The following is a 25983-nucleotide window of genomic DNA, read 5'->3' on the forward strand; positions in this document are numbered from 1 at the left end:
GTCCTCGTCGCTTGAGACATTTTTTTTACGGCTGGCACAAGCATAGCAAGCGCGGATGTACTTTTTTCAGCGATTGCGCTTTAGAAGCATCTGTCATGCCGTTATGGCCGAATACTTATACCATCTCTAATTAGCTTCGCTTTAAGTGCGACAATCTCAATAATCGCCTTATGAAATACACTGGCTGCCAATGCACCATCTACATCAGCTTGTTGAAAAACCTCAGTAAAATGCTGCATAGTGCCGGCACCGCCACTGGCAATTAATGGTATTTTACAGACATCACGAATACTTTTTAATTGGGTAATATCATAGCCTTGTCGCACACCGTCCTGATTCATGCAGTTCAGGACAATTTCACCGGCACCACGTTGTTGTACTTCTTCTACCCAATCACGGGTTAGCCAACGGGTTTTCTGGGTGCGGCTTTCATCACCAGTAAACTGGTACACCTGATATTGGCCGGAAGCAACATCAAAAAAGCTGTCGATACCCACCACCACACATTGCTGACCAAAAATATGATTAAGCTCACTGATCAGTTCAGGCCGGGCAAGGGCAGGGCTATTAACTGAGATTTTGTCCGCGCCCATTTCCAGAATTTTACCGGCATCGGCAACACTTTTAATGCCGCCCGCCACACAAAATGGAATATCGATAACTTCAGCGATGCGCCTAACCCAGCTTTTATCAACCACCCGACCATCGCTGGAGGCGGTAATATCATAAAACACCAGTTCATCGGCGCCGGCCTCTGCATAGCGCTGCGCCAGGGGGACGATATCACCAATAATTTCGTGGTTACGAAACTGTACGCCTTTTACTACCTTACCATCGCGCACATCTAAACAGGGAATTAACCGTTTTGCCAGCATGCAATGGCCTCCTTTAAACTAAATTTACCTTCAAGTAATGAGCGGCCTAAAATGACCCCGGCAACGCCACTGCCAATTAAAGCGCGAATGTCGTCGAGCGAGCCGATACCACCGGAAGCTTGCCATTGAACTTGCGGATAATTCGCAGATAGCTCCTGATACATGGCAACGTTAGCGCCGCTTAGCGTGCCGTCTTTGCTGATATCTGTGCAAAGTATATGTATAGCACCTGCGGCGATATAACCATCTAGTACCTGCTCCAAGGTAATCGTTGACTGTTCTATCCAGCCATGAGACGGCAGTGTTTTCTGCCCATGTTCGTTTATGGCAACATCAAGTGCCAACACGATTTGCTCACCACCAAATTTACGCACCCAACTTTGTACTAACTCGGGGTTTCGAATGGCCAGACTGCCAATTACTACCCGGCCAGCGCCAGCGTCGAGTAAATCAATCACATCTTGCTCAGAGCGGACGCCACCACCAACCTGAATATGCAAAGGTGCCGATGTCATTAGCTCGGTTAGCAAGGCGAGTTGGCGTTTTGTTGCATCTTTGGCGCCAGATAAATCGACAATATGCAGCCAGTCACTGCCGTCCTGAGCATATTGATTACGCAGGTTAAGCGGGCTGAAAGCATATTCTGTGGTCGTGTCATAGCGCCCTTGGTAAAGCCTGACGACAGTGCCGTCAATTAAATCTATTGCCGGGATAATCACAATTGCCACTCCAGAAAATTTTGTAATAAGCGGGCGCCGGTTTTACCCGAGCGTTCCGGGTGAAACTGGGCGCCAACGACATTGTCGTTAGCAATAACAGCGGAAAATTCGTTACCATACTGACATAGCGCAAGGGCATGGTTGCTTGGTGCTACAGCAAAACTGTGAACAAAATACAGATAATCTGTCGGAGTAAACCCACGCATAAGCGGGTGCTCACTTATCTGGTGCAAGGTATTCCAGCCCATGTGTGGTAAGCGTAAACCGGCACTGTTTAATGGCAAAACGTCGCCAGGGATCAGGCTTAAGCAGCCAACATTACCCTCCATACTATGACTGGTTAACAGTTGCATGCCCAAACAAATGCCCAGTAGTGGTTGCTGTAGCTGTTGTAAAGTGCTGATAAGTTCTGCTTGCTGCAGTTTGGCCATCGCGTTATGGGCTGTACCTACACCCGGAAGTATTACTTTGTCAGCTTTTTTAATTACGGCCGCATCATTGCTGATGTCAGCGTCAACCCCTAACCGCTTAAAAGCAAAATAAACTGAGCTGATATTGGCACAACCGGTGTCAACAATAACCAACTGCATTACAACACCCCTTTCGAGCTAGGCAGGGCCTCACCTGAAACCGTAATGGCCTGGCGCAGTGCGCGGCCAAAGGCTTTAAACAAGCCTTCTACCATATGGTGTTTGTTACCAGCAGTTATTGATAAGTGCAGACTGATCAGCATGGCATCACTTAACGAGCGGAAAAAATGCGGTACCATCTCCAAGTTCAGGCCGCCAACACTACCTTCACCTAAGTTGGCGTCAAATTTAAACATTGGCCGGCCGGATAAATCCAGCACGCATTCAGCACGACACTCATCCATTGGCAGTACAAAGCCAAAGCGATTAATACCACGTTTGTTGCCCAGAGCCTGTTTTAACGCCTGACCCAATGCCAGTGCGGTATCTTCGACGCTGTGGTGATCATCAATATGCAAATCGCCCGTTACCTTGACCTGCAGTGAAAAACCGCCGTGAGTAGCAATTTGTTCTAGCATGTGATCAAAAAAGCCGACGCCGGTTGCAAAACTGTTATTGCCGCTGCTGTCTAAGTCAACCGATATTTCAATATCGGTTTCACGGGTAGTGCGGCGCACCGTGGCCTGGCGGCCGCGACTTAATAAGCGTTTAGTGATCTCATGCCAGCCCAGTGTTGCTCGCTGATATTGGAACGACGGCAGGCCCATATTATCCGCTAATTGTACGTCAGTTAACCGATCGCCAATGACATATGAGTTGGTAAAATCTATTTTACCTTGTTGTAGATAACCTTTTACCAGCCCCAGTTTTGGTTTACGACAGCTACAGTTGTCAGCGTCGAAATGCGGGCAAATAAGCACATCATCAAAAACAATACCTTGTGAAGTTAGCAGCTGCATCATTTTGTTTTGCGGTGCATCAAATGTATTGCGTGGGAAGCTTGCGCTGCCTAAACCATCCTGATTGGTTACCATCACTAAACGATAACCTGCGGCTTGTAGTTTTAACAATGCCGGCACTAAACCCGGTTCGTAAGCCAGTTTTTCCAGGGTATCTAGCTGTTTATCAATTGGCGGTTCTTCCACCATAGTACCGTCGCGGTCAATAAACAAAATAGGTTGGCCACTCATGCGCTTACTCTCTTATCGTTTAAAAAATAGTTCTGCATCGCCGTTATCAGACGCTGCATTTCATCCGGGTTGCCAATTGACACCCGAACCACTTGCGATAACCCCAGCTGACTGGATTGATTTCGGATCAGAATGTCTTCTTTGATCAGGGCACTGACACATTCTGCTGCATCGGTTACCTGCAATAATACATAGTTGGCATTGCTGGGCCACACTCTGCTTACGCCGGGTAAGTGTTGGGCAACAGCAATAAAGTTGCTACGCAGCTGGTTTATGGTAGCGACGCTTTGTTGCATTTGGGCGATACCCGCTGCAGATAAGGCCATAGCCGCTATTTGTGCTACTGGCTCGGCAATCGGATAAGGCGCTATCATCTTTTTCAGCGCATTGATCACATCAACACTGCCCAAGGTAAAGCCACAGCGAAGCCCGGCTAAGCCAAAGGCTTTAGACAGTGTGCGCAGCACCACCAGATGTGGATAGCGGCTTAATAATGGTACTACAGATGCTTCTGGCGCAAACTCAATATAAGCTTCATCTACCACCACCAATGCTCTGCCGTTAAAGTGCTCGAGTACGGCAATAATTTGCTGCTGCGCTATAACGTCACCTGTAGGGTTGTTCGGGCTGCAAATAAACACTAACTTTGGGTTAGTGGCAAAAATACCAGGTAAATCCAAACTTTCACTATTAAGCAGTAGTACCTTGTTAACGGCAGTTTGGTTACTTTCAGCGCTGATCGCATACATACCGTACGTGGGCGGACAAAGTGTAATGCTGTCTTGTTTTGGCTCGCAAAAGCTGCGAATTAACAACTCAATACCTTCATCTGCCCCCCGGCTTACCAACACCTGCTCTGCAGCGACACCCGCGTAATCGGCATAGGCATTTATAACCGCTTTCGGCTGACAAGACGGGTAGCGATTGAAGGTGCCATCCAGCTGATAAGCGGGCGCTAGGGCATTTTCATTGGCATTAAGCCAGATAGCGCCGCCGCTCATACTGCTGCGGGCTGAAGCGTAGGGCACCAGATCGTGCACCAGTTGCCTTGCTAAACTATTTATTTCAGATAGGTTTACATCAGACATGCTTCACCTCAGCCTTGATTAATGTTGTTAAGTGCGGCTAAGCGCAATCGCACTGCATTAGCATGGGCGTCCAGACTTTCGGCTTCGGCCAGCGTAATAATAGCCGGGCCAATATTCCGGATGCCTGCAGCAGATAACGTTTGCACCGTGTAGCGTCGGTAAAAATCGCTTAATGACAAGCTCGATACTGTTTTACTATAACCATAAGTAGGCAGCACATGATTGGTGCCACTGGCATAATCGCCAGCTGACTCCGGCGTCCACTGGCCGACAAAAATACTGGCGGCGCTGCTAAATTGCTCTGTTAATTCGTCATCACAGCATGTTTGAACAATTAAGTGCTCAGGCGCATATGCATTGGTAACGGCAACGGCCTGAGCTAAATTTTCAGTTAAAATATAACGGCTGTGGCTAAGTGCCGCGCTTGCAATGTCTTTACGAGGCAATAATTGCAGTTGCGTAGCAACTTCAGTTTTCACTGCGTCTATTAATGCGGCGCTGTCACTGACTAAAATAACTTGTGAGTCAGGCCCATGTTCGGCCTGCGACAATAAATCAGCTGCAACAAAGGCCGGATTAGCACTGTTATCGGCTAACACCAACACTTCGGAAGGCCCTGCGGGCATATCAATCATTGCACCAGCTACATCTTGACTAACAAGCTGTTTAGCTTCAGTAACATAGCGATTACCAGGGCCAAAAATCTTATCGACTTTGCCGATAGTGGCTGTACCGTAAGCCAGCGCAGCAATAGCCTGAGCACCGCCAACAGTATAAATTTCAGCTATACCGCACAATTCAGCAGCATAGAGTATTTCGGGAGCAATATCGTCAGCATCGGGTTTGCCCGGCGGCGTAACTAACACGGTGCGTGGGCAACCCGCCAGCTGTGCTGGTACGCCTAACATCAGCACGGTGGAGGGCAGTGGGGCACTACCGCCCGGGATATAAAGTCCGACAGCACTAATCGGCCGGTTTTTTAGCTGGCACACTACGCCGGCACTGGTTTCAACGTCAATATCTCGTGGCAGCTGTGCGGCGTGAAACTTACGAATATTATCATAGGCCAGCTCAATAGCCGCTTTACGCTCTGGCAATAAAGCCAGTAATAAACTGCGTTTTTTTGCTTCGCTCAGCTGCAATGAATTTGCTGCTAAACCATCAAATTGTTGGCTGTAGCTAAGTAACGCTTTGTCGCCCTGCAACTTAACGGTATCAATAATAAGTTGGACTTGTTGGCGCAGACTGGCCGAATCGGCCAGTTGTGGCCTAGCCAGCGCAGCGCGTTGCTCGGCAACGTTCAGCGTTGCCCAATTAAACATGGCGGCCATCGGCAACTACTCCATCATTTTTTCAATAGGCAGCACTAAAATAGAGCTGGCACCCAAGACTTTTAATTGCTCCATCGTTTCCCAAAACAGGGTTTCACTACTAACCACGTGTATGGCGACCATCTGATCATTGCCAGCCAGTGGCAACATGGTTGGATTTTCGGCACCGGGCAGCAGCGCAATAACTTCGTCTAGCCGAGCGCGCGGGGCATGCAGCATAATGTATTTACTTTCATTCGCTTGCATTACGCCGTTAATGCGCGGCATTAACTTGTCAATTAAGGTTAAGTGCTTATTGTCGGTTAAGTTTTTGCGTTGAATAAGTACTGCTTTGCTGCGGTAAATGACATCTACTTCCCGTAAACCGTTCGCCTCTAAGGTAGCACCGGTAGACACTAAATCACAAATGGCATCCGCTAAGCCAGCGCGAGGGGCAACTTCAACTGAGCCTTTTAAATTAACGACTCGGGCGTTAACGCTCTGCTGTTTTAAGTAGCGGGCAAGCAGGCGCGGATAAGTGGTCGCGATGGTTTTGCCTTCCAGCGAGGCCGGACCGTTATATTCTTCTTCCTGAGGTACTGCAATAGATAAACGGCAACCGCCGAAATCAAGACGCTTTAATACGGTATAGTCATAGCTATTATTGTCCAGTTGCCGCTGCAACGACTCTTCTTCTAGTACATTTTCACCAACAATACCTAAATCACAGACGCCATCCATTACTAAGCCTGGAATATCGTCATCACGCACACGCAGAATATCAATGTCCATATTCTCAACATGGGCAATCAGGCGTTGCTCGCGTAGGTTTATTTTTAACCCACAGCTGGTGAACAGGGCTTGAGAATCAACCGATAAACGGCCAGATTTCTGCATGGCGATACGTAAGCGTTTACTTTCTGTTGCCGGACTCATAATGGTCTCCGTGACAATAACTAAAAAATATAATAAACAAAAACCCCGAGCCTGAGCTCGGGGTTTTTGTTACGTTACCACCGGAGCGCCAGACCACAGCCCTCCGAAAATCGGACGGCTAGTGCCTATGATGATGGTGTAGTGCGGTAACGTTTAGCATAGTAAGAATTCTTGCGAGTTAAGTTGCTATACAAGTTACCTGTGCTGATGCAAAAGTGCAAGTTAATCTGAATATTGCTTTGTTGGGCATGATAAATTAAATTATTGATTATAATGATAATTTTACTTTAAAAGTAACAGTGGGGAAAATATTTCTTATGCTATGTTAGATGAAACCGAATTTATTGCCTGAAAAGCAGTCAACTTGTATAGTCAATTTGCTAGTAATTAAGGTTTGTAGCTGACAGGCCGATAGCATAAATAGCGTGTTGCTGAGGAGGGGAGATATGGATGCATTTTTGCCGTTTGTTCAGCGGGTGCCTGGCACACCGGTTGAACCTGATCCGAAGCAGGTGGTGCCGGTATTTAAAGAAGCCAAATTAAGCCCGTTAAAAAAGCATGAGCAAAAATTTCTTATTTTGCGCCGCGCCGGAGGAATTAACCGACACCGACGCGCCGAAGACTATCCTGAGCCGCCTTATACTACGCCAGAAGAAGAGCAACATGTTGATAAAGACGGTCATGTTGACATTTTTGTCTGAAATTTTCTGCTAACAAAGGCATAATAGCGCTCTTTGTATTTACAGCAGGCGTAGCAGTGAACCGCGTTAAAACAGGCTTTGGCCAACATACCAATGACTAATGCACTAGCAAAAGAGGTGCTGGCAGCCTTTGCTACTAATGGCAGTCTGGCCAGTAATATCAGTGGCTTTAATCCGCGCGCCGCGCAGTTGCAAATGGCCGAAGCGGTTGCTGGGGCTATCGCCAATAATACCGCTTTGGTAGTAGAGGCAGGAACTGGCACGGGAAAAACCTATGCCTACCTGGTGCCGGCTTTGTTAGCGGGTAAAAAAGTAATATTGTCAACCGGCACTAAAAACCTGCAAGAGCAATTATTTTTACGTGACTTACCGAAAGTTCAGCGTGCTCTGGCCAGTCCTATTCATACAGCCTTGTTAAAAGGCCGCGCTAACTACTTATGCATATTTCGGTTAGAGCAGCATTACAATCACGTTCCGGTGCAAGATGAGCAATTAATTCAAGACCTGAGTTTAATTAAGAAATGGTCAACTGAAACGCAGTCTGGTGATATTGGCGAGCTTAGTTATATTGCCGAAGATTCAAAAGCCCTGCCTTATGTTACCAGTACTACCGACAATTGCTTGGGTAAAGACTGCCCGGTGTACGAAGATTGCCATTTATTAAAAGCCCGAAAAAATGCCCAGGCTGCTGATTTGGTTGTGGTGAACCATCATCTTTTTTTTGCTGATTTAGCCCTTAAAGATACTGGCTTTGGTGAGTTGTTGCCGCAGATGGATGTGATTATTTTTGACGAAGCGCATCAGCTGCCGGATATTGCCAGTAACTATTTTGGTGAACAGGTGTCAAGCCGTTTGTTGCTGGACTTATGCCGTGATCTGGAATTAGCGTGTAAAACAGAACTGCGCGACCATCCGCAGTTAGTGAAAGTAGCAGAAAAACTGGCCAGCCTGGTGCGCGACTGGCGTTTACAATTTGCCGCAGACTCTAGCCGGGGCAACTGGCGTGAGCTGGCTCAGCAATCGACGATGCAAACGGCGCTGTGTCGGGTAAATGATGCCATGGATATGCTGTATCAGGTGTTAAAAAGTAGCCTGGGTCGCAGTGATACCGTTGATAATGTTTTTGAGCGGCTAGCGCAGTTAAAGCATCGCTTACTGAAAATGCAAGATTTACAGCAAACTGGGGTTAGCCTGTGGTATGAAACCAGCAAGTTGCATGTGAGTTTACATTTAACGCCGCTAAGTATTGCCGAACGTTTTAAAGCCATCGTTTTTGCTGAACAACGCAGCTGGATTTTCACCTCTGCTACTTTATCTGTTAATGAAGGCTTTAGTCATTACACGGAGCAGATGGGGTTGGAGGCGGCCCAAACGCTGTTACTGGAAAGTCCGTTTGATTATGCCAACCAGGCGCTGCTGTGCCTGCCACGTTATTTGCCCGAGCCACATCAGCAACAAATGGGGCCGGCGTTACTGGAATTGGCAGTAAAGCTTATTAAAGCTAATAATGGCCGCTGTTTTTTCTTGTTTACCAGTCACCGCATGCTGCAATGGATGGCACAGGCGCTACCCGAGCAAATCAGCCAGCCGGTACTGGTGCAGGGTAGCACCGGAAAACGGCTGCTACTGGAGCAGTTTGTGACACTGGATAATGCCGTGCTATTGGGTACCGGCAGCTTTTGGGAAGGGGTAGATGTGCGCGGCGATACGTTAAGTTGCGTAATTATTGATAAGCTGCCGTTTGCATCACCCGATGACCCCCTTTTACAGGCGCGTAGTGAAGATTGTCAGCGCCGTGGCCTGGACCCTTTTAGTACGGTGCAATTACCCCAGGCGGTTATTACTTTAAAGCAGGGGGTGGGACGGCTTATTCGTGATGTTACCGACCGCGGCGTGCTGGTTATTTGCGACAACCGTTTGGTTACAAGGCCTTACGGCAGCGTTTTTTTAAAAAGTTTGCCGCCAATGCGCCGCACCCGCTCATTGGATGAGGCTGTAGCATTTTTACAACAACCCAGACAGGAAAATTAAAGTGAATTTACTGGCGCTAGATACCTCTACCGAAGCTTGCTCGGTGGCACTGCTATATCAGGGTAATATTATGGCGCTGGACGAAGTGTGTCCGCAACAACACAGTAAAAGAGTGTTGCCGATGATTGATCGTTTGCTGGCAGAAAGTGGCCTGAGTTTACATGCTTTAGATGGCATCGTATTTGGCCGGGGGCCCGGCAGTTTTACTGGGGTACGAATTGGGGTGTCCGTTACTCAGGGCTTAGCGTTTGGTGCTGATTTGCCGGTGTTTGGTATTTCAACGCTGGCGGCAATGGCTCAGGCAGCGGTGCGTTTGTATCAAGCCAGCCAAATTGTGGCAGCAATTGATGCGCGAATGGCCGAGGTGTATTTGGCCAGTTATCGTTGTGGTACTACTGGTATTTTACAACCGTTAAGTTCAGAGCAGGCGATTAAACCGCCGCAGCTGGCACCAATAGGGCTAACGGGTAAAGTGATTGCCGTAGGTACCGGCTGGCAAACCTATGCTAGCGAATTACAACGGGCACAGCCAGCGCAGATTGCTAATGATATTTTGTACCCATCAGCGCAAGATATGTTGAGCCTGGCGTTGCCGGCGTTTACTCAGGGGTTGTTCGTTGCTGCCGAGCATGCCCAGCCGGTCTATGTCCGGGATGACGTTAGCTGGAAAAAACTGCCGGGTCGATAAAACCCTTGGTTAAAATGGAAATAGGGTTATAATTAAACCAGTTTGTCAATAAAGATGACATTATGAATCTTACTGTAAATCAAAGTCTGAATGCCTCTGCTAACGTTGCCAGCGTATTTGCCGGGAACGAGCAGCGTCAGACGCGTGTGCAGGACGATAAGCGGCCAGCAACGGCTGCTGCCGAAGGTATTCGGGACAACAAGCAGATTATCAGACAGCTGGATAACGATCGCAGCACATTATTAAACAACCAACCTAACTTTCGTAATAATGTCAGTAGCCGTGCCCAACAAGCGGTAGACGCTTATCAAAGCCAGCAAAACGAGCAACGTCGCGCTGAAATCCAATTAATGTTAGGCGTTGATCTCTACGCCTGAGCAATCCAGCTGCACCGTTGCTACGTATTTTCCTTATAAAGATTTAGCTGAGGGAATTATGTCTAAAATTTGTCTGATCACCGGTGCAAGTTCTGGCCTGGGTAGAGCCACTGCTTTACATTATGCTTCAAAAGGATGGCAGGTTTATGCTATTGCTCGTTCAAGCGATAAATTGGCCGAGTTGGCTAACGAAAATACCAATATCAAGCCTATCAGCTTAGATTTAACTGACAGTGTTGCGGTTGCCAGTTGGTTTGCGGCCTGGCCAGCTGAGCAAAAAATTGATGTGGCGATCCTCAATGCCGGTAATTGTGAATATGTAGAGGCTACAGCCCTCGATTTGGCGGCTTTTGAGCGCACTTTCGCGCTGAACGTGCAAGCCGTAGTCGCCTGTACCCGTTACCTTTTACCGCATTTACATACCGGAAGCCGGCCTACATTAGCTATAGTAAGTTCAATGGCGCATTTTTTTCCATTTACCCGTTCTCAGGCTTATGGTGCCAGCAAGGCTGCGACCAGTTACTTTACCGATACTATGCGGGTAGATTTATCTGATACCGACATAAATATCTGTTTAATTGAGCCGGGTTTTATTGATACACCATTAACGCAGAAAAATGATTTTGATATGCCGTTTTTAATGGCACCAGCAGATGCCGCTAAGCGTATTTATGATGGTATAGCTAACACTAAAAGCCGCTTGCGTTTCCCCAGGCGGTTAAGCTTTAGCTTAAAACTACTGGGGTTATTACCTTATAACCTGCGCAATAAACTGGCCATTAAGATGAAAGTGCAATGACCGATTCTCGGGTGATATCCGGAAATTCAGGTTATTTACTGCCACGGCGCGGGTTAAATTGGCGCTCAATTATTGGTTTTGAGCTGGTATGGGTACTGTTAGTCGTTTATCAAAGTATAGCGATATGGCCTGCGCTGCTTTATTTACTTTATGGTTTGTATTACTTACCCAGCAGAGCAAGGCTGGCAGTGCTGCTTACTGCTGGGTTAGGTATTGCTATGGACGCCGTGCTGGTGTGGGCTGGCGTAATTGCTTTTAGTGGTAGCACGTTAATTCCATTATGGTTTTTAGTGTTGTGGTCTGTGTTTGCTTTGGCTGTAGTAGAAACCATGGCGGCATTTATGCGGCCGTGGTGGTTAGGTTTACTGCTTGGCGCTACCGGTGGCCCGTTATCCTATTTAGGTGGAGCCACCTTAAGCGGTGAAATATTACAGTTTCCGGCTGGTACCTGGTCGTTCGTGGTATTAGTTGTTGTCTGGGGACTACTTGGGATAGTGTTGGGATATTGCAGGAGGTTTTATGCGCAATCTACTGGTTAGTATAGCGGCATTAGGTTTTGCGGCAATGCTGAGTTTTAGCGGTACCGTGGCAGCAATGCCAACCTTAACTACAGTTGGTGAAGGCAGTTATCGTTATTTTTTTTGGCACCTATATGAGGCCAGATTGGCCAGCCCCGATGGTAAATTTAACGATTATCAACAAACCAGCCCGTTACTACTGGAGCTAACCTATCAACGCGATATCAGTAAAGAGCAGTTTATAGATGCAACAGTAGAGCAGTGGCAAAAACTGGGTCATACCAATGAGCAACAGCAAGCAAGCTGGGCTCAGACGCTTGCTTTGATATGGCGCGATGTTAAAAAGGGTGACAGGTTGGCCGCATTGTTGACTGAACAAGGTATTGTGCAGTTTTACTTAAACGATAATGATATTGGCAGTGTTGATGATAAAGCGTTTGCACCGGCTTTTTTTGATATTTGGCTACATCCTGATACTACGGCCCCTAAGCTGCGAAATCAGTTATTGGCTGCAAATTAATATAAAAAAAGCAGTATACTTCGGGTAAACTGTTTTTTCGTTTTTTCTTTATTATTTCGCGAATGCACAACGCGCTATTTAGTTTGCTGAATGTACTTAATTAACTGCTGAGCAATTTGAGTGTTATCCTGGAATCCGGCAAAATCTTTAGCATGCTTTCCGTAAGCCATTACTGGTACATCAGCAGCGGTATGACCACCCGTGGTCCAACCGGTATAAGATTTATCACTGATAAATTTTAAAACCTGACCGCGAGCTACTTTATCATCATCATGTGCCAACGCCGTTTGCAGTAACTGCAGCTGTTGGTTATCAAGACTAATACCTGTTAGTTCAGTATACCGCTGACTAATTTGTTGCTTGTCGCTCAATGTTCTTAGCTGTTTGGTTATTTCCCGTCCCGTTGCTTTAACCTGTTTAATCACATCTGTGCGCCATTGGTATTCGCCATTAGAGCCTAATGATAACCCGCCTGTTTCATGATCTGCCGTGATAATTAAAATAGTATCCGGGTTAGCATCTACAAAGGCTTTTGCCACAATAATAGCTTGGGCAAAGTCATGCATTTCAGCCATAGCACAGGCAATATCATTATCGTGGCCGCACCAGTCAATCTGGCTACCCTCAACCATCAGCACGAAGCCTTTTTCAGCACCAGACAATAGTTGCAATGCTTTCTTTGTAAGCGGCGCTAACATACTGTCATAAGGTGAGTTTAATACCGCTGGCAGTGCATCTTCGCTAAGTAGGGCAATGGCGGGCAGGCGGGTCAGGCTATCCAGTTGCTGGACGTTACCGGTGAACTGGTAACCCAGTTCAGTAAAACCGCTGATAAGATCACGGTCTTTCCGTACAAAATATTTAGTGCCGCCGCCAATAATGACATCGGCTACCGGCTTGCCGTCTATGCGGTAATCCAAATACATATCAGCAATATCATTCATATTGCGCCGGCTTTTGTTGTGGGCTAAAAATGATGCTGGCGTGGCATGATTTACCTGCGAGCTAGCGACAATACCGTTGGCTTTACCTAAGCGTTTTGCCAACTGCATTAACGTTCCAATGGGGATATGTTGGCGGTTAACTGAAATGGCGCCATTAAAGCTTTTAACACCCGTAGCTAAAGCTGTGGCACCTGCTGCCGAGTCAGTCACCAGCGTATCATCATCCGGATAAGTACTGGCCATGCCGGTTAATAAATCATCAAAAATGGTATTGGAGACTGTTTTTTCGGCAGGATCGTGTTGGTAATAACGGTAAGCCGCAACATAAGCTGGTCCCATGCCATCGCCAATCATATAAATAATATTTTTAGGAGCTGCAGTTACTGTTACTGGCAGTAAGCTGGATAGTGCAAGCAATAAAACCGCATAGCGCATTTTATAAACCTTTCTTATTTTACCTATTATTCGCAGTGTACGTTAAGTTTCAGGGCCAACCAAGTGTATTGTGATCCACAAGGCGAATTATCAATTGAGTGTTTTTCTGGACAATTTTTAGTATCGCAGGCTATCTTAGAACGAATAGGTAGTGCTGTGGTCGTACTATCATGAATTACACTACGCTAAATGGTGGTATGAGGAAGCTATGAAAACAACAATAACAAACATAGTACTAACGTTGGCACTTTATTTGACACTGCAGGTTCAAGCGCAAGCAGTTGAGGTAACTGAGCGATTATCTCAGCTGGCGTCAAGTGCTGAACGCAGTAGCGGGCACATTGAGCGGAACCGCTATCGTCACCCTGCTGAAACGCTGAACTTTTTTGGCATTAAACCTGATATGGCGGTATTAGAAGTGTGGCCCAGCAGAGGGTGGTATACCGAAATACTGGCGCCATTTTTAAAAGATGATGGGCAATTTACTATAGCGCAATTTCGTCATGATGACGGAACGCTAAAAGATGATCGCAGTATTTTCTGGGCCAGGTTAAGTGCAAATCTTGCTGAGCAGATTACCGCAAAGCCGGAGTATTTTGGCACTGTACATCAAATTGAACTCGACCCCCCATTGTTTGTGCCGGCACTGGCTAAAGAGCAGTTTGATATGGTGTTATCGTTTCGTAACGCTCATATATGGGATGAAAGTGGCCATTTAGCAGCAACCTTGCAATCCCTTTATGATCTGCTAAAACCAGGCGGCGTGCTGGGATTAGTAGAACACCGTGCCGCCACTTATTCAGATACCACCAGCGTTGCTGTTGAAGGTTATCTAGATGAACCTTATGTTATTGCTGCTGCTGAGCAAGCCGGCTTTCAACTGGTTGCGCGCAGTGAAATAAATGCAAATTTACTTGATACTAAAGATCACCCGAAAGGGGTTTATACGTTGCCACCTACGTTGGCTTTGGGTAAAACCAACCGGGCCCATTATTTAAAAATAGGCGAGAGCGACCGGATGACGCTGAAGTTCATTAAACCCGTTAGCTAGATAGGCTTGAACAGGTAAAATCGTTATGCTATTTGTCCGAACCAACTAATTGTGTAGTGACGCCAATTATGGGATGATTACCACTAGAGTAAATACTCAGTATCAGGCTTTTCCAGACAGTAAAGCTGAAAACTTTATTGCAGGCAGTCACAAATATAACGATATAATAATAACCTTAATATAAAGGAGAGGACGGTGGATAAAGTTTGGTTAAAGCGTTACCCGTCAGGTGTACCTACTGAAATTGACGCGGATCATTACCATTCCTTGCTCGATATTTTTTCCCAAAGTATCAGTCAGTTTGCCGATAGAACGGCTTTTATCAATATGGGTAAAAGTATCAGTTATCGAGAGTTAGACAAATTAAGTAAAGCCTTTGCGGCATATTTGCAAAAAGATCTTGGCCTGAAAAAAGGCGATGCTGTTGCCATAATGATGCCTAACCTGTTGCAATACCCGATAGTGCTAATGGGTATTTTACGAGCAGGTTGTACCGTGGTTAATGTTAACCCTCTTTACACACCGCGCGAGTTACAGCATCAGTTATCGGATTCAAAAGCGAAAGCGATTGTCATTGTTGATAACTTTGCTCACACCCTGGCCGCAGTCGAAAAAGAGCTCAAGCTGGACCACATTATTTTAACCAAAATGGGCGACATGCTGGGCTTGGTTAAAGGTAGCATTGTTAACCTGGTGGTTAAACATGTCAAAAAACTGGTTCCGGCTTACTCATTAAGCCACTTTGTTACTTTTAAAGCAGTGTTAGAAAAAGGCCAGCATTTAAAGTATCAGAAACCCGAGGTTAGCGGTCAAGACATCGCTTTTTTACAATATACCGGTGGCACTACCGGGGTATCGAAAGGCGCTATGTTGTCGCATCGGAATATGGTGGCTAACCTGGAACAATGTAGTGGTTTTCTTGACAGTTTTTTAGAGAAAGGCAAAGAAAATGTTGTTACTGCGCTACCGCTTTATCATATTTTTGCCTTAACGGCTAATTTCTTCACCTTTTTCAAATATGGTGGTACTAACTTACTGATTACCAATCCGCGCGATATGGCTGGTTTTGTAAAAGAGTTATCCAAGTTTCCGTTTACCGCCATTACCGGGGTAAATACCTTGTTTAATGGTTTACTTAATACTCCGGGTTTTGCGGAACTGGATTTTAGTCGTTTAAGATTGGTACTCGGTGGCGGTATGGCGGTGCAACGCCCCGTTGCTGAGCGCTGGAAGAAGATAACCAAAACCCGCTTACTGGAAGGCTATGGCTTAACGGAGTGTTGTCCGTTGGTAACATTAAGCCCATTTGATTTAGACGACTTTAACGGCAGTATTGGCTTACCAGCACCGTCTACTTTAATCCGTTTAATCGACGACAACGGCGTTGACGTTGCTATTGGTGAGCCAGGTGAATTACTGGTGAAAGGACCACAAGTGATGATTGGTTATCTTAACCGGCCGGAAGAAACAGCCAAAACGATTAAAGATGGCTGGTTATATACTGGCGATATTGCCACTATGGATGACGAGGGCTTTTTCTATATAGTCGATCGTAAAAAGGACATGATCCTGGTATCAGGTTTTAATGTTTACCCGAACGAAATTGAAGAAGTGGTGGCGATGAGTGAAAAAGTACTCGAAGTCGCTGCCGTTGGCGTACCGAATGACGCTGCCGGTGAAATAGTAAAAGTGGTTATTGTTAAAAAAGATCCAACACTAACCGAAGAAGAAGTGATTGCTCACTGCAAGCAATATTTAACGGGCTACAAGGTACCAAAACTGGTAGAATTTCGCGCTGAATTGCCGAAAACGAATGTGGGTAAAATTCTGCGGCGCGAGCTGCGGGGTTAATCTAAAACCGGCTTAGGCCGGTTTTGTTTTTTTAAGAGATGTAAGCATGACCTATCTGATCACGGATAACCTCAGCCTGGCAACATATTGCCAAAATGCCGCCGGACAACATGCCCTGGCAGTGGATTCTGAGTTTATCCGGCAAAGTACCTTGTACCCTAAACTTGGCCTGATCCAGTTGTTTGATGGTAAACAACTGGCATTAGTTGATCCACTAACCATTACCGATTGGCAGCCACTGATCCAGTTGTTTGCGGATGAAACTATTGTTAAAACGTTACATTCTTGTACTGAAGATCTTGAAGCACTCGCTACTATTGGTATTGCGCGTATTCAACCTTTGTTTGATACCCAGCTGGCTGCTGAATTATTGGGATGGGGCAGCAGTATTGGTTATGCCAAATTAGTTGAGCGCGCGACTGGCGAAGTGCTGGATAAAAGTGAATCACGAACCGACTGGCTGGCACGGCCGCTGGCAACAAAACAGCTAGAATATGCTGCGAATGATGTGACTTTTTTGCTACCGCTGTATCAACATCTTATGGCGCAATTTAATAATGAAGCTTTACTGCCACTGTTACTTGCAGAAGGCCAGCAATTGCAGCAACGTCGGGCCACCCCTTTGCCCCTAAAGCTAAAATATCTTGAAATTAAAAATGGCTCACTGTTACGAAGCCGCGATTTAGCAGTATTAAGAGAACTGGTAGCGTGGCGCCTGGGATATGCTGGCCAGCGAGATTTGGCTTTAGGCCTGGTGGTTAAAGATTTCCAGATGTTAGAATTGGCTAAACGTAAACCCGCTACTGTTGAAAGTTTATTGAATATTCCGGGTATGACTGGCCGGGATATGCGACGCCATGCCAAAAGTATCATTGAGCTTATTGAATTGGCAAAGCAGTTACCGCAAGACGCTTGCCCCCAACCGTTTTATCAGTTGGCCAATTTTGCCGGTGAGAAAGTAGTATTAGCCGAGCTTGGCCATGCCATAAAAGAAGTTGCTGCACAGTCTGGCATACCTGCGGCATTTTTATCCGTTAGGCGTCAGTTACACGAATATTTCAACTGGTGTTGGCGGGTGTCTGATGAAGAGCGGGCATTATTACCGATACCCGAATATTTGAGCGGTTGGCGTCAGCAGCTGTTGTTACCTTACTTACCCATACCTGCTCATGTAGAAAATTTGGTTAATAGTTATATACAACGTTAGCATAATAAATGTGGCCCATTGGAAAATATAGACTCTTGTGTCCAAAAATAAATTTTACCAATGCCTTAGACGTATCAGCGGGCAATTATCGTGTACGTATTAGCTTACCCGTTACCGATACAATGGTATTCGATAGTAATACATTGGAACTGACCGGCGGAATGGCGCTGGCTTAATGGGCGTAGGTTTAACGGTAATGGATGCTTTTGTTGCTGACTAAACCGCTGCATTAATGTTTTGCAGATAATGTAATAAAAACGCCCGTAATTGCGGGCGTTTTTTAAGCATTTGACATCTTTAGTGAGAATTAGCGCTTATCATCCGGGAAGGTAACGTTTAGCTCCAATACCGAGATTTGGTCGCCGCGCTGTTCCAGCGACACAGCGATTTGGTCGGCAGGAATATCAACATACTTGCGGATAACTTCCAGAATGTCGCGTTCTAGCTGCGGTAAATAGTCCGGGCCATTGCGCCGCTTGCGCTCGTGCGCCACAATAATTTGCAACCGCTCTTTAGCGGTGCTGGCAGTGTTTTTCTTGGTTGAGCGAAAATAATCCAGTAATGACATTAGTTATCCTCCGAAAATCCTTTTAATAAAGCTCTTTTTCTCCACGGTCAGAAAACGGAACGGCACTTGCTCGCCCAATAAGCGCTTTATCGTATCTAAATAAGCCTGACCAGCGTCGCTTTCGGTATCCAGAATAACCGGTTGGCCTGAGTTAGAGGCATTTAATACAGCTTGTGACTCAGGTATAACGCCAATTAGCTCAATCGCCAGAATTTCTTTAACATCTTCTACACTAAGCATCTCACCTTTTTCTACCCGCTCCGGGTTGTAACGGGTCAACAACAGATGCTCTTTAATACCTTCCAAGCCTTGCTCGGCACGGCGAGACTTACTAGATAACATGCCAATGATCCGATCAGAGTCACGCACAGATGACACTTCCGGGTTGGTAACTACTACCGCTTCATCGGCAAAGTACAACGCCATCATCGCGCCAGACTCTATGCCCGCGGGTGAGTCACAAATAATAAAATCAAAATCTTTTGCTAGCTCATTTAATACTTTTTCTACGCCCTCGCGAGTTAAGGCGTCCTTGTCACGGGTTTGCGATGCCGGTAATATAAAAAGGTTATCGGTACGTTTATCTTTAATCAGCGTTTGCTTTAAGTTGGCTTCGCCATTAATGACATTAACAAAGTCGTACACTACCCGCCGCTCACAACCCATAATTAAATCGAGGTTACGCAGGCCGATATCAAAATCGACTATAACCGTTTTGTGGCCGGCTAATGCCAGGCCGGTACCGATTGCAGCGCTTGACGTGGTTTTACCGACACCGCCTTTGCCAGATGTAACCACAATAATTTTTGCCATAGTGACGATCCTTACACTAATTCAGAGATGACTAAGCTATCGTCCTGCATCTTGATACAGGCCGAGTTGCTCCAAAATTTTCCTTGCAGACTGTCACTAAGCCAGTAATTTCCGGCGATAGAAACCAGTTCTGCTTGCAGGTTATAACAGTAAATACGTTTACTGGTATCGCCACTGGCGCCGGCAATGGCTTTACCCCGTAACGAGCCATAAATATGAATATTGCCATCGGCAATCACTTCAGCGCCGGCACCCACCGCACCTTTAATAATTAAATCGGTACCCTTGGCATAAATTTGCTGACCAGAGCGCACGGTCTGCTCAACAATTTTGCTGTCCATGGTTGCCGGTGCAATGCTCGGTGCGGCATTTGCTGTGGGCCTGCGGTCGTTACTAGCTTCGGCAGTGCTGCTAGCCGATTGAGCTTGGCTTGCTGGCTCTTTGGTTTTCACAGTGGCTTTGCCTACTTGCAATACTGCCAGACCTGCAGCATGGGCCGCTATTTTTTGTGCTGCATTAGCACCGGATACGCCCACTAATACCAGTTTTAACTCAGTAAACAGGCTTTTTAATGCGGTAAAGTCCGGAGTTTGCAATACATCGCTCAGATTGAGCACGATAGGAGCCTGCATAAAAAATGCAGGTGCTTGTGCCAATTTGGCACTGAGTAACGTGTTCAGGGTTGCCGGGCTTAAATCAGCACAATGCAACACTGACATAGGAAATAAACTTCCTTTCAGTTCTAACGAATTATCAGACATAAAGCTTTCGGCGCACGCGTTATTTTATCACTGCGATAAGCAGTATTATTTATGCACCTGACGTTCGAGCCAGTGCGCATTACCTATGCTTCATGTTATAGTTTCGCCCTGTGTTAGGCAAGGTAGCGAAGACGTTTTATTCATGTTATGTGTTGTTTATAAAAGTCCGAACAAAGAAGGCGCTTATTTGTACCTCGAACGGCGTGACGATTTTCGCCAGGTGCCCACTGCCTTACTCGACACCTTTGGTAAGCCGCAACTGATTACCGTGCTTAATTTAGCGAAGCGGGAACATTTAGCCCAGATTGATATTCATAAGCTGCAGGCTGCATTAAAAACCCAAGGGTTTTATTTGCAGTTGCCACCGCCACCCGAAAATTTGCTGGCACAACACAAAGCCAGTTTGCAAAACGATAAAGGTTAATATGAAACGAGCATTAGCATTATCAACGAAAGTATCAACCAGAGTATCAACCAGAGTATCAAGTAAAATACTGTCAGCGCTATTCGCTGTAAGTTTATTCAGTACCGCAGTAGCAAGTGAAGACGTTGCCCCGCAACCTGCCAAGCCTAGTTTTATTGAGTACACCGAAAGCTTAAAGCAAGAAGCGCTGCAAAAAGGCTACAACCAAGCCCTGCTAGACGAAGTATTCAGTTCATTAACTTTTCATGAGCGGATCGTTAAAGCTGATCAGAGCCAGCCAGAATCAGTTGAAACGCTTAGCACGTATCTGCCTAAGCGGGTAAGTGAAACCCGCATCACCATGGCGCGGATGTTTTATAAGCAACACTTAGCAGAACTTGAAAAAATCGGCGAAAAGTATGGTGTACAGCCGCGCTTTATCATCGCTTTATGGGGCCTTGAAAGCAGCTTTGGACGTTTTATGGGGAATTACTCTATTCCTTCAGCGCTTGCCACACTAGCTTATGATGGCCGGCGTGAAACGTTTTTTCGGGAGGAGTTTTTTCATGCACTGGATATTTTGGCCGAAGGTCATATCAACTTTGTCGATATGAAAGGTTCTTGGGCGGGGGCGATGGGCCAAAGCCAATTTATGCCAAGCTCCTTTTTAGCCTATGCGCAGGACGGAGACGGTGACGGCAAAAAGGATATTTGGACCAATCAATTAGATGTATTTGCCTCAATCGCTAATTATTTAAAGCAGCAAAACTGGAACAGCAGCCTGAGCTGGGGCCGGGAAGTGGTTCTGCCGGCTAATTTTGATACCTCGTTGGCGATTCAGCGTGGCAGCCTGGCTCGTGCTCCGTGGTTGGAGCGCTGGAACGACTCAGCCCGCAGTCTGGCAAACTGGAATGAGCTTGGCGTGCGGCGGCTAAATAATAGTGCCTTACCTGCACGCGAGTTAAAAGCGGCACTTATTCTGCCAGACGGTGAGGGTGGTCGGGCATTTCTAGGCTATGACAACTATAAAAGCCTGATGCATTGGAACCGCTCGTACTACTTTGTCACCAGCGTTGGCTATCTGGCCGACCTTATTGTTGCAGAATAAATGATGACTTACTCTCATCAACATTGTGATGGTAGCGTAATTGCGTTGCCGGTTGGTAAGGTTGTCTGTATTGGCCAAAATTACCAAGATCACATTGCTGAAATGCAAAGCAAAACGGCAGCCGAGCCCTTGTTTTTTATCAAACCAAGCACGGCATTATGCCCACTGGTGCCATCTTTTGCTATTCCTGCCAATCGCGGCGCAGTTCACAATGAACTTGAAATTGCGGTGCTTATTGCAAAGCCTTTATCGCAGGCATCAACTGAACAAGTGGCTGCGGCTATTTGGGGCTATAGCTTGGCGCTAGATTTAACCTTACGTGATGTGCAGAGCAGCCTGAAGCAACTGGGTAGGCCATGGGAGCTGGCTAAGGGCTTTGATGGTGCCTGCCCGGTGGCCGGTTTTGTCCCCGCGGCTACCTTGGCGCATCCACAGCAACTGGATTTTAGCCTTAACGTTAATGGCATTGAGCGACAGCATGGTAACAGCGCCACGATGATCCGCGGTATCAGCCAACTGATAAGTGAAATGTCGCAACACTTTACCCTGTTACCCGGCGATATGGTGCTTACCGGCACGCCGGCAGGCGTTGGTCCGTTGCACATTGGCGATCAGTTGCAGATACAAATGGCTGATTATTTTACTGTAACTACAAAGGTAAGTTAAGCATGGCATTGGCTGAGCGTTTCTGGGAAACCAAAACCCTTGATGAAATGAGTAATGAAGAATGGGAAGCGCTATGCGATGGCTGTGCCAAATGCTGCCTGAATAAGTTTATTGATGACGACGAAGAGCAAGGTCCAACCGATATACTTAAAACGGATGAGCAGGTGCATTACACCAATATTGCTTGTCGTTATCTGAACAGCCACAAATGTGAGTGTACCCAATACGAGCAACGCAGCGTGCTGGTGCCCGATTGTATTCAGCTGACTAAAGGCAATCTGAAAGACATTTTTTTTATGCCCACCAGTTGCGCTTATCGGCGCTTACATGAAGGCCGTGGGCTCGCCAGCTGGCATCCGCTGCTAAACAACGGCAAAAAAAGCCTGATGCATAAAAAACAAATGTCGGTGCGTAACAAAGCGATATCTGAGACCCAGGTTAATCTGGATAACTTTGAAGACTATATCGTTCGTTGGCCACTAAACGATTTAGAATGACCCCGAGCACCAATGCGCTTAAAACACATTAAACTGGCGGGTTTTAAGTCCTTTGTTGACCCAACCCAGCTGCCTTTCCCAGAACAAATGACCGCTGTGGTTGGCCCAAACGGCTGCGGTAAATCTAATGTTATTGATGCGGTGCGTTGGGTATTAGGTGAAAGCTCGGCGAAAAATTTGCGCGGCGACGCCATGACCGACGTTATATTTAATGGCTCTGGTCAACGCAAACCTGTATCGCAAGCCGCTGTCGAGCTGGTTTTTGAAAACACCCAGGGCCGGCTAAGTGGCAATATGGCCGATCGCAGTGAAATTTCAATTAAACGGGTAGTAACCCGTGAAGCTCAATCACACTACTTTTTAAATGGTAGCAAGTGTCGCCGACGTGATATTACCGATATTTTCCTGGGTACCGGCCTTGGTCCACGCAGTTACGCCATTATAGAGCAGGGCATGATTTCGCGGCTGATAGAATCTAAGCCACAGGAGCTTCGGGTATTTATTGAGGAAGCGGCTGGTATTTCTAAATATAAAGAGCGGCGTCGTGAAACCGAAACCCGCATTAGACATACCCGTGAAAACCTGGACCGGTTGGCAGATGTGCGTCAAGAGCTGGCAAAAAACATCGAGAAACTGCAACGTCAGGCCAGTACCGCTCAGCGCTACAAAGAGCTTAAAGCGCAAGAGCGCTTACTTAAAGCAGAGCTTACTACTCTAAAGTGGCTACGTTTTAATACCCAGCTAGTGCAGTTAGAGCAACAATTGCGCCAGCAGGAAACTGAGCTGGAGAAATATCAGGCCGGCTTGCTTGGCGAGCAGCGGGTGTTGGTTGAACTTAAAGAGCAAACCAGTGATGCCCGCCAGCAAGCAGAGCAACATCAAAGCCGCTTTTATCAGCTAGGTAATACCATTAGCCGATTAGAGCAGCAAATTTTACACCAGCGTCAACAACAACAAATACTTAATAATCAGTTGCAACAAAAACAGCAAACGCTGCGTGACAGTGAGCACTATATTGCCGCTGAACAGGTTCAATTGACCGAGTTAACTCGGTCGCAGCAGCTGCAAGCACCTGAGTTGGCATTGTTGGAAGAACAGCAGGCTGAACTCGAGCTGCAACTGGAGCACGCGCAGAGTGTACTAAGCGAGCAACAGCAGCAACTGCAACAATGGCAGCATCAGCATTTTACTCTGCGCCAGCAGCAGCAGCAGGCGCAATTGCAATGGCAAAATGGCATTAGTCAGGCCGCGCAGTGGCAAAACCAGTTGCTACAGCGCCAGCAGCAATTACAACAACTACAACAACAACCGGCACTGCAATTAAACGATATTGACATGCTTTTGCAAAAGCTGAGAAGTGAAAGCGAGCTTAACCATCGACAGCTTAACGAGTCAGAGTTATCTGCAGCGTATTGCAACGGGCAAACCGCCACGTTGCAGCTGCAACTAAATGCACTCGTTACCCGCGAGCAGATACTACAGCAGGAACAGCAGCGTCTGCTGGCACTTAATAGCCGCCAGCAACTGAAGCAGCACGCTTTACTGGCAAAGCTTAAAGTGCAATCGGGCTGGGCTGGGGCGGTTGCAACAGTGTTAGGCGCTTTACAACATGCGCAGATAGCGGATGTTTCAGCGGTGACAAGTGTCGTTAATAGCAGCCCGGATAATTTCTGTTATGTTAGTGTGTTAAGTCAGGATACCAAGCCCGGCACCTTGGCCAGCGTTATCACTGAAGGGGTGTATCCAGCTTATTTCCAGCATATTTTATTAGCCGAGTCATTGATTGCCGCAACCGCTAAAGTCGGACAGCTTAAAGCAGAACAGTCAGTAATTACTGGTGAGGGGCAGTGGCTTGGTCAAAATTGGGGCTTTACTAGCAATGCTGACAGCATTGACTCCAGTTTATTACGCACTGAGCGATTAATTACCATTGATGCTGAGCTGGCAGCGTTGCAGCAGGCACACGTTGCCTTTGAGCAGCAACTTAAGGAAGCAAGAGTTGCCGATAGCATTGCCCGGCAGCAAGTAAAGCAGCAGCAGCAAGCGTTAGCTAGTTTGCGCCAGCAATTACAACAAGCTGATACCCAGCGGCAGCTGCAATTGCAAGCCGAGAAACTGGCCTGCCAGCAACTAAAACAGTTACAGCAAGAATGCCAGCAACTTGGCGAGCAGCATAACACATTGGCTGAAGAGCTAATTATATTGGATGAGCGCCAGCAACAGGCTGAGCAAGATGTTGCCGTTAGCAGTGAAGCCGAGCATCCTTTGCAACAAGCGCAGCAGCAAGCCGTGCAACAATTACACCGTGCCCGCCTGCGTGTTGAGCAGCACAAAGAGCAATGGCAAAAGTTACACACTGAGTTCTCGGTTGCTCGGCAGCAACAGCACAACCTGCAACAAAATGTCAACCGGGCCGGCTTGCAACTAAGCCAGATGCGTGAGCAAATTCAGGCATTGCAACAGCAGCTTAGCGACAACGATGAGCCTGAAATGCTGTTGCAGGTGCAATTGCAAGAAGCGTTATTAAGCCGAGAGGGGGCCGAACAAGCAATGGTGGCGGCCAATGATGTGCTGGCAGACCTTGAGCAGCAAATGCGTGAGTTGGAACAAGGCCAGCACGGCATCATGCAACAGGTTAATGCTAAGCGTCAGCAGTTAGAAGGGCTGCGGCTAGATGCTGAAGGAGCTCGGGTTAGGGCTAATAATATATTGGAACTGCTGCGTGAACAGCAGGTCAATATAAAAGACGTAATACCAACGTTGGCCGCAGAGGCGGATGAAACACATTGGCAGCAGCAACTGGATAAAACAGTTGACGCGGTGAACCGCTTAGGCGCGATTAATCTGGCTGCAATAGATGAATATGAGCAACAAGCAAAGCGTAAAGGTTATTTGGATAGCCAGAACGATGATTTAACCGCGGCGCTGGATACCCTGGAAAATGCTATGCGTAAAATTGATAAAGAAACGCGGCAAAAGTTTAAAGAGACCTTTGAACAGGTGAACGAGGGCTTAAAAGGGCTCTTTCCTAAAGTGTTTGGCGGGGGGAGTGCTTACCTGGATTTAACCGAAGATGATTTGCTGGAAACCGGTGTTACTATAATGGCCAGACCGCCGGGTAAAAAAAACAGTACAATTCATTTATTATCGGGTGGTGAAAAAGCGCTAACGGCCTTATCATTAGTGTTTTCAATATTCAGACTTAATCCAGCTCCGTTCTGTATGCTGGATGAAGTAGATGCACCGTTAGATGATGCCAACGTTGGGCGTTTTTGCAATCTGGTTCGTGAAATGTCGGAAACGGTGCAGTTTATTTATATCAGCCACAATAAAATTGCCATGGAAATGGCAGCGCAGCTGATGGGTGTCACCATGCAAGAGCCTGGCGTGTCGCGGGTGGTCGCTGTGGATGTGGACGATGCTGTCAAGCTGGCAGTAGCCTGATAACGTAATAAGG

At 46.7% G+C, this 25983-nt stretch carries 26 protein-coding genes; 15 read left to right on the forward strand and 11 right to left on the reverse strand.

All coding sequences use genetic code 11. The features are described 5' to 3' along the window. Window positions 1-101 precede the first annotated feature (101 nt). From hisF to hisG, 7 genes are read right to left on the reverse strand one after another with little or no spacing between them, the layout of a single operon-like run. The gene (hisF, locus tag VT06_RS09945; protein WP_046554151.1) at window positions 102-875 is read right to left on the reverse strand and encodes an imidazole glycerol phosphate synthase subunit HisF; all 774 of its coding nucleotides are present in this window, start codon (window positions 873-875) and stop codon (window positions 102-104) included. Next, on the reverse strand, window positions 857-1594 hold the full coding sequence (gene hisA, locus VT06_RS09950) for a 1-(5-phosphoribosyl)-5-[(5-phosphoribosylamino)methylideneamino]imidazole-4-carboxamide isomerase (protein WP_046554152.1): 738 nt from the start codon (window positions 1592-1594) through the stop codon (window positions 857-859). The genes hisF and hisA overlap by 19 nt, the downstream gene beginning before the upstream one ends. Continuing rightward, entirely contained in the window at window positions 1591-2184 is a 594-nt protein-coding gene (gene hisH, locus VT06_RS09955) for an imidazole glycerol phosphate synthase subunit HisH (protein ID WP_046554153.1), read from the reverse strand. The genes hisA and hisH overlap by 4 nt, the downstream gene beginning before the upstream one ends. Continuing rightward, a complete protein-coding gene (gene hisB, locus VT06_RS09960) occupies window positions 2184-3254 on the reverse strand; it encodes a bifunctional histidinol-phosphatase/imidazoleglycerol-phosphate dehydratase HisB (protein ID WP_046554154.1) in 1071 nt (356 codons plus the stop codon). Before hisB ends, hisH begins: the two co-directional genes overlap by 1 nt. Continuing rightward, window positions 3251-4342, reverse strand: a complete 1092-nt coding sequence (hisC, locus tag VT06_RS09965; RefSeq protein WP_046554155.1) for a histidinol-phosphate transaminase — start codon at window positions 4340-4342, stop codon at window positions 3251-3253. The genes hisB and hisC overlap by 4 nt, the downstream gene beginning before the upstream one ends. Before the next feature lie 8 nt (window positions 4343-4350). Then, complete coding sequence (gene hisD / locus VT06_RS09970; protein WP_200897953.1) at window positions 4351-5673, reverse strand: histidinol dehydrogenase; 1323 nt, start codon at window positions 5671-5673, stop codon at window positions 4351-4353. A gap of 6 nt (window positions 5674-5679) precedes the next feature. Beyond that, complete coding sequence (gene hisG / locus VT06_RS09975) at window positions 5680-6588, reverse strand: ATP phosphoribosyltransferase (RefSeq protein WP_046554156.1); 909 nt, start codon at window positions 6586-6588, stop codon at window positions 5680-5682. A 446-nt stretch (window positions 6589-7034) separates the two neighbouring features. Between hisG and VT06_RS09980 the strand changes: the two genes are divergently transcribed. The 7 genes from VT06_RS09980 to VT06_RS10010 all read left to right on the forward strand — a co-directional run bounded on the left by VT06_RS09980 (window position 7035) and on the right by VT06_RS10010 (window position 12222). Further along, window positions 7035-7289, forward strand: coding sequence for a hypothetical protein (locus VT06_RS09980; RefSeq protein ID WP_046554157.1), 255 nt, complete (start codon window positions 7035-7037; stop codon window positions 7287-7289). Window positions 7290-7382: 93 nt separating this feature from the next. After that, window positions 7383-9320: an ATP-dependent DNA helicase gene (locus VT06_RS09985; RefSeq protein WP_200897954.1), complete on the forward strand. Its 1938-nt coding sequence runs from the start codon at window positions 7383-7385 to the stop codon at window positions 9318-9320. Between the two features lies 1 nt (window position 9321). Continuing rightward, window positions 9322-10008, forward strand: coding sequence for a tRNA (adenosine(37)-N6)-threonylcarbamoyltransferase complex dimerization subunit type 1 TsaB (gene tsaB / locus VT06_RS09990; protein ID WP_152659007.1), 687 nt, complete (start codon window positions 9322-9324; stop codon window positions 10006-10008). A gap of 62 nt (window positions 10009-10070) precedes the next feature. After that, window positions 10071-10385, forward strand: a complete 315-nt coding sequence (locus tag VT06_RS09995) for a hypothetical protein (protein ID WP_046554159.1) — start codon at window positions 10071-10073, stop codon at window positions 10383-10385. A 58-nt stretch (window positions 10386-10443) separates the two neighbouring features. Further along, window positions 10444-11184, forward strand: a complete 741-nt coding sequence (locus VT06_RS10000) for an SDR family oxidoreductase (protein WP_046554160.1) — start codon at window positions 10444-10446, stop codon at window positions 11182-11184. After that, window positions 11181-11723 carry a DUF2878 family protein gene (locus VT06_RS10005; protein ID WP_046554161.1) on the forward strand — a complete coding sequence of 181 codons (543 nt, stop codon included), beginning with the start codon at window positions 11181-11183 and terminating at the stop codon, window positions 11721-11723. The genes VT06_RS10000 and VT06_RS10005 overlap by 4 nt, the downstream gene beginning before the upstream one ends. Continuing rightward, window positions 11704-12222 (forward strand): chalcone isomerase family protein, encoded by a 519-nt coding sequence (locus VT06_RS10010; protein WP_052750220.1) that lies wholly within the window; start codon window positions 11704-11706, stop codon window positions 12220-12222. Before VT06_RS10005 ends, VT06_RS10010 begins: the two co-directional genes overlap by 20 nt. Before the next feature lie 74 nt (window positions 12223-12296). Here VT06_RS10010 and VT06_RS10015 read toward each other — a convergent pair whose 3' ends face one another. Beyond that, on the reverse strand, window positions 12297-13601 hold the full coding sequence (locus VT06_RS10015; protein ID WP_046554162.1) for an alkaline phosphatase: 1305 nt from the start codon (window positions 13599-13601) through the stop codon (window positions 12297-12299). Between the two features lie 208 nt (window positions 13602-13809). Between VT06_RS10015 and VT06_RS10020 the strand changes: the two genes are divergently transcribed. From VT06_RS10020 to rnd, 3 genes are all read left to right on the forward strand, one after another. After that, window positions 13810-14652, forward strand: a complete 843-nt coding sequence (locus VT06_RS10020) for a class I SAM-dependent methyltransferase (protein ID WP_046554163.1) — start codon at window positions 13810-13812, stop codon at window positions 14650-14652. A 195-nt stretch (window positions 14653-14847) separates the two neighbouring features. Continuing rightward, on the forward strand, window positions 14848-16503 hold the full coding sequence (fadD, locus tag VT06_RS10025) for a long-chain-fatty-acid--CoA ligase FadD (protein WP_046554164.1): 1656 nt from the start codon (window positions 14848-14850) through the stop codon (window positions 16501-16503). Window positions 16504-16549: 46 nt separating this feature from the next. Beyond that, a complete protein-coding gene (rnd, locus tag VT06_RS10030) occupies window positions 16550-17710 on the forward strand; it encodes a ribonuclease D (RefSeq protein ID WP_046554165.1) in 1161 nt (386 codons plus the stop codon). 307 nt (window positions 17711-18017) lie between these two features. On the opposite strand, the gene minE is transcribed toward rnd, so the two are convergent. From minE to minC, 3 genes are read right to left on the reverse strand one after another with little or no spacing between them, the layout of a single operon-like run. Then, window positions 18018-18278 (reverse strand): cell division topological specificity factor MinE, encoded by a 261-nt coding sequence (gene minE / locus VT06_RS10035; protein ID WP_019675453.1) that lies wholly within the window; start codon window positions 18276-18278, stop codon window positions 18018-18020. Between the two features lie 3 nt (window positions 18279-18281). Beyond that, window positions 18282-19091, reverse strand: a complete 810-nt coding sequence (minD, locus tag VT06_RS10040) for a septum site-determining protein MinD (RefSeq protein WP_046554166.1) — start codon at window positions 19089-19091, stop codon at window positions 18282-18284. An 11-nt stretch (window positions 19092-19102) separates the two neighbouring features. Further along, complete coding sequence (gene minC, locus VT06_RS10045) at window positions 19103-19852, reverse strand: septum site-determining protein MinC (RefSeq protein ID WP_046554167.1); 750 nt, start codon at window positions 19850-19852, stop codon at window positions 19103-19105. Between the two features lie 142 nt (window positions 19853-19994). On the opposite strand from minC, the gene VT06_RS10050 reads away from it, so the two are divergent. Genes VT06_RS10050 through smc form a run of 5 tightly spaced genes read left to right on the forward strand, consistent with a single transcriptional unit; the run spans window position 19995 to window position 25970 of the window. Continuing rightward, the gene (locus VT06_RS10050) at window positions 19995-20276 is read left to right on the forward strand and encodes a YcgL domain-containing protein (RefSeq protein ID WP_046554168.1); all 282 of its coding nucleotides are present in this window, start codon (window positions 19995-19997) and stop codon (window positions 20274-20276) included. A gap of 1 nt (window position 20277) precedes the next feature. Continuing rightward, a complete protein-coding gene (locus VT06_RS10055) occupies window positions 20278-21363 on the forward strand; it encodes a lytic transglycosylase domain-containing protein (RefSeq protein WP_082122492.1) in 1086 nt (361 codons plus the stop codon). Continuing rightward, the gene (locus tag VT06_RS10060; RefSeq protein ID WP_235357407.1) at window positions 21364-22029 is read left to right on the forward strand and encodes a fumarylacetoacetate hydrolase family protein; all 666 of its coding nucleotides are present in this window, start codon (window positions 21364-21366) and stop codon (window positions 22027-22029) included. 2 nt (window positions 22030-22031) lie between these two features. Beyond that, entirely contained in the window at window positions 22032-22526 is a 495-nt protein-coding gene (locus VT06_RS10065) for a YcgN family cysteine cluster protein (RefSeq protein WP_046554169.1), read from the forward strand. A gap of 12 nt (window positions 22527-22538) precedes the next feature. After that, complete coding sequence (smc, locus tag VT06_RS10070; protein WP_046554170.1) at window positions 22539-25970, forward strand: chromosome segregation protein SMC; 3432 nt, start codon at window positions 22539-22541, stop codon at window positions 25968-25970. Window positions 25971-25983 lie beyond the last annotated feature (13 nt).

The sequence above is a fragment of the Arsukibacterium sp. MJ3 genome, assembly GCF_000987765.1.
Taxonomy (GTDB): Bacteria; Pseudomonadota; Gammaproteobacteria; order Enterobacterales; family Alteromonadaceae; genus Alishewanella.

Coding starts and splice junctions, on each gene's coding strand:
- VT06_RS10020 (WP_046554163.1), top strand. CDS start 13,810: ATGAAAACAACAATAACAAACATAGTACTAACGTTGGCACTTTATTTG.
- VT06_RS10010 (WP_052750220.1), top strand. CDS start 11,704: ATGCGCAATCTACTGGTTAGTATAGCGGCATTAGGTTTTGCGGCAATG.
- rnd (WP_046554165.1), top strand. CDS start 16,550: ATGACCTATCTGATCACGGATAACCTCAGCCTGGCAACATATTGCCAA.
- hisC (WP_046554155.1), bottom strand. CDS start 4,342: ATGTCTGATGTAAACCTATCTGAAATAAATAGTTTAGCAAGGCAACTG.
- minC (WP_046554167.1), bottom strand. CDS start 19,852: ATGTCTGATAATTCGTTAGAACTGAAAGGAAGTTTATTTCCTATGTCA.
- VT06_RS10055 (WP_082122492.1), top strand. CDS start 20,278: ATGAAACGAGCATTAGCATTATCAACGAAAGTATCAACCAGAGTATCA.
- VT06_RS10060 (WP_235357407.1), top strand. CDS start 21,364: ATGATGACTTACTCTCATCAACATTGTGATGGTAGCGTAATTGCGTTG.
- hisH (WP_046554153.1), bottom strand. CDS start 2,184: ATGCAGTTGGTTATTGTTGACACCGGTTGTGCCAATATCAGCTCAGTT.
- VT06_RS10065 (WP_046554169.1), top strand. CDS start 22,032: ATGGCATTGGCTGAGCGTTTCTGGGAAACCAAAACCCTTGATGAAATG.
- hisF (WP_046554151.1), bottom strand. CDS start 875: ATGCTGGCAAAACGGTTAATTCCCTGTTTAGATGTGCGCGATGGTAAG.
- hisD (WP_200897953.1), bottom strand. CDS start 5,673: ATGGCCGCCATGTTTAATTGGGCAACGCTGAACGTTGCCGAGCAACGC.
- minE (WP_019675453.1), bottom strand. CDS start 18,278: ATGTCATTACTGGATTATTTTCGCTCAACCAAGAAAAACACTGCCAGC.
- VT06_RS10005 (WP_046554161.1), top strand. CDS start 11,181: ATGACCGATTCTCGGGTGATATCCGGAAATTCAGGTTATTTACTGCCA.
- minD (WP_046554166.1), bottom strand. CDS start 19,091: ATGGCAAAAATTATTGTGGTTACATCTGGCAAAGGCGGTGTCGGTAAA.
- VT06_RS09985 (WP_200897954.1), top strand. CDS start 7,383: ATGACTAATGCACTAGCAAAAGAGGTGCTGGCAGCCTTTGCTACTAAT.
- hisB (WP_046554154.1), bottom strand. CDS start 3,254: ATGAGTGGCCAACCTATTTTGTTTATTGACCGCGACGGTACTATGGTG.
- hisG (WP_046554156.1), bottom strand. CDS start 6,588: ATGAGTCCGGCAACAGAAAGTAAACGCTTACGTATCGCCATGCAGAAA.
- VT06_RS10000 (WP_046554160.1), top strand. CDS start 10,444: ATGTCTAAAATTTGTCTGATCACCGGTGCAAGTTCTGGCCTGGGTAGA.
- VT06_RS09995 (WP_046554159.1), top strand. CDS start 10,071: ATGAATCTTACTGTAAATCAAAGTCTGAATGCCTCTGCTAACGTTGCC.
- smc (WP_046554170.1), top strand. CDS start 22,539: ATGCGCTTAAAACACATTAAACTGGCGGGTTTTAAGTCCTTTGTTGAC.
- VT06_RS10050 (WP_046554168.1), top strand. CDS start 19,995: ATGTTATGTGTTGTTTATAAAAGTCCGAACAAAGAAGGCGCTTATTTG.
- VT06_RS10015 (WP_046554162.1), bottom strand. CDS start 13,601: ATGCGCTATGCGGTTTTATTGCTTGCACTATCCAGCTTACTGCCAGTA.
- VT06_RS09980 (WP_046554157.1), top strand. CDS start 7,035: ATGGATGCATTTTTGCCGTTTGTTCAGCGGGTGCCTGGCACACCGGTT.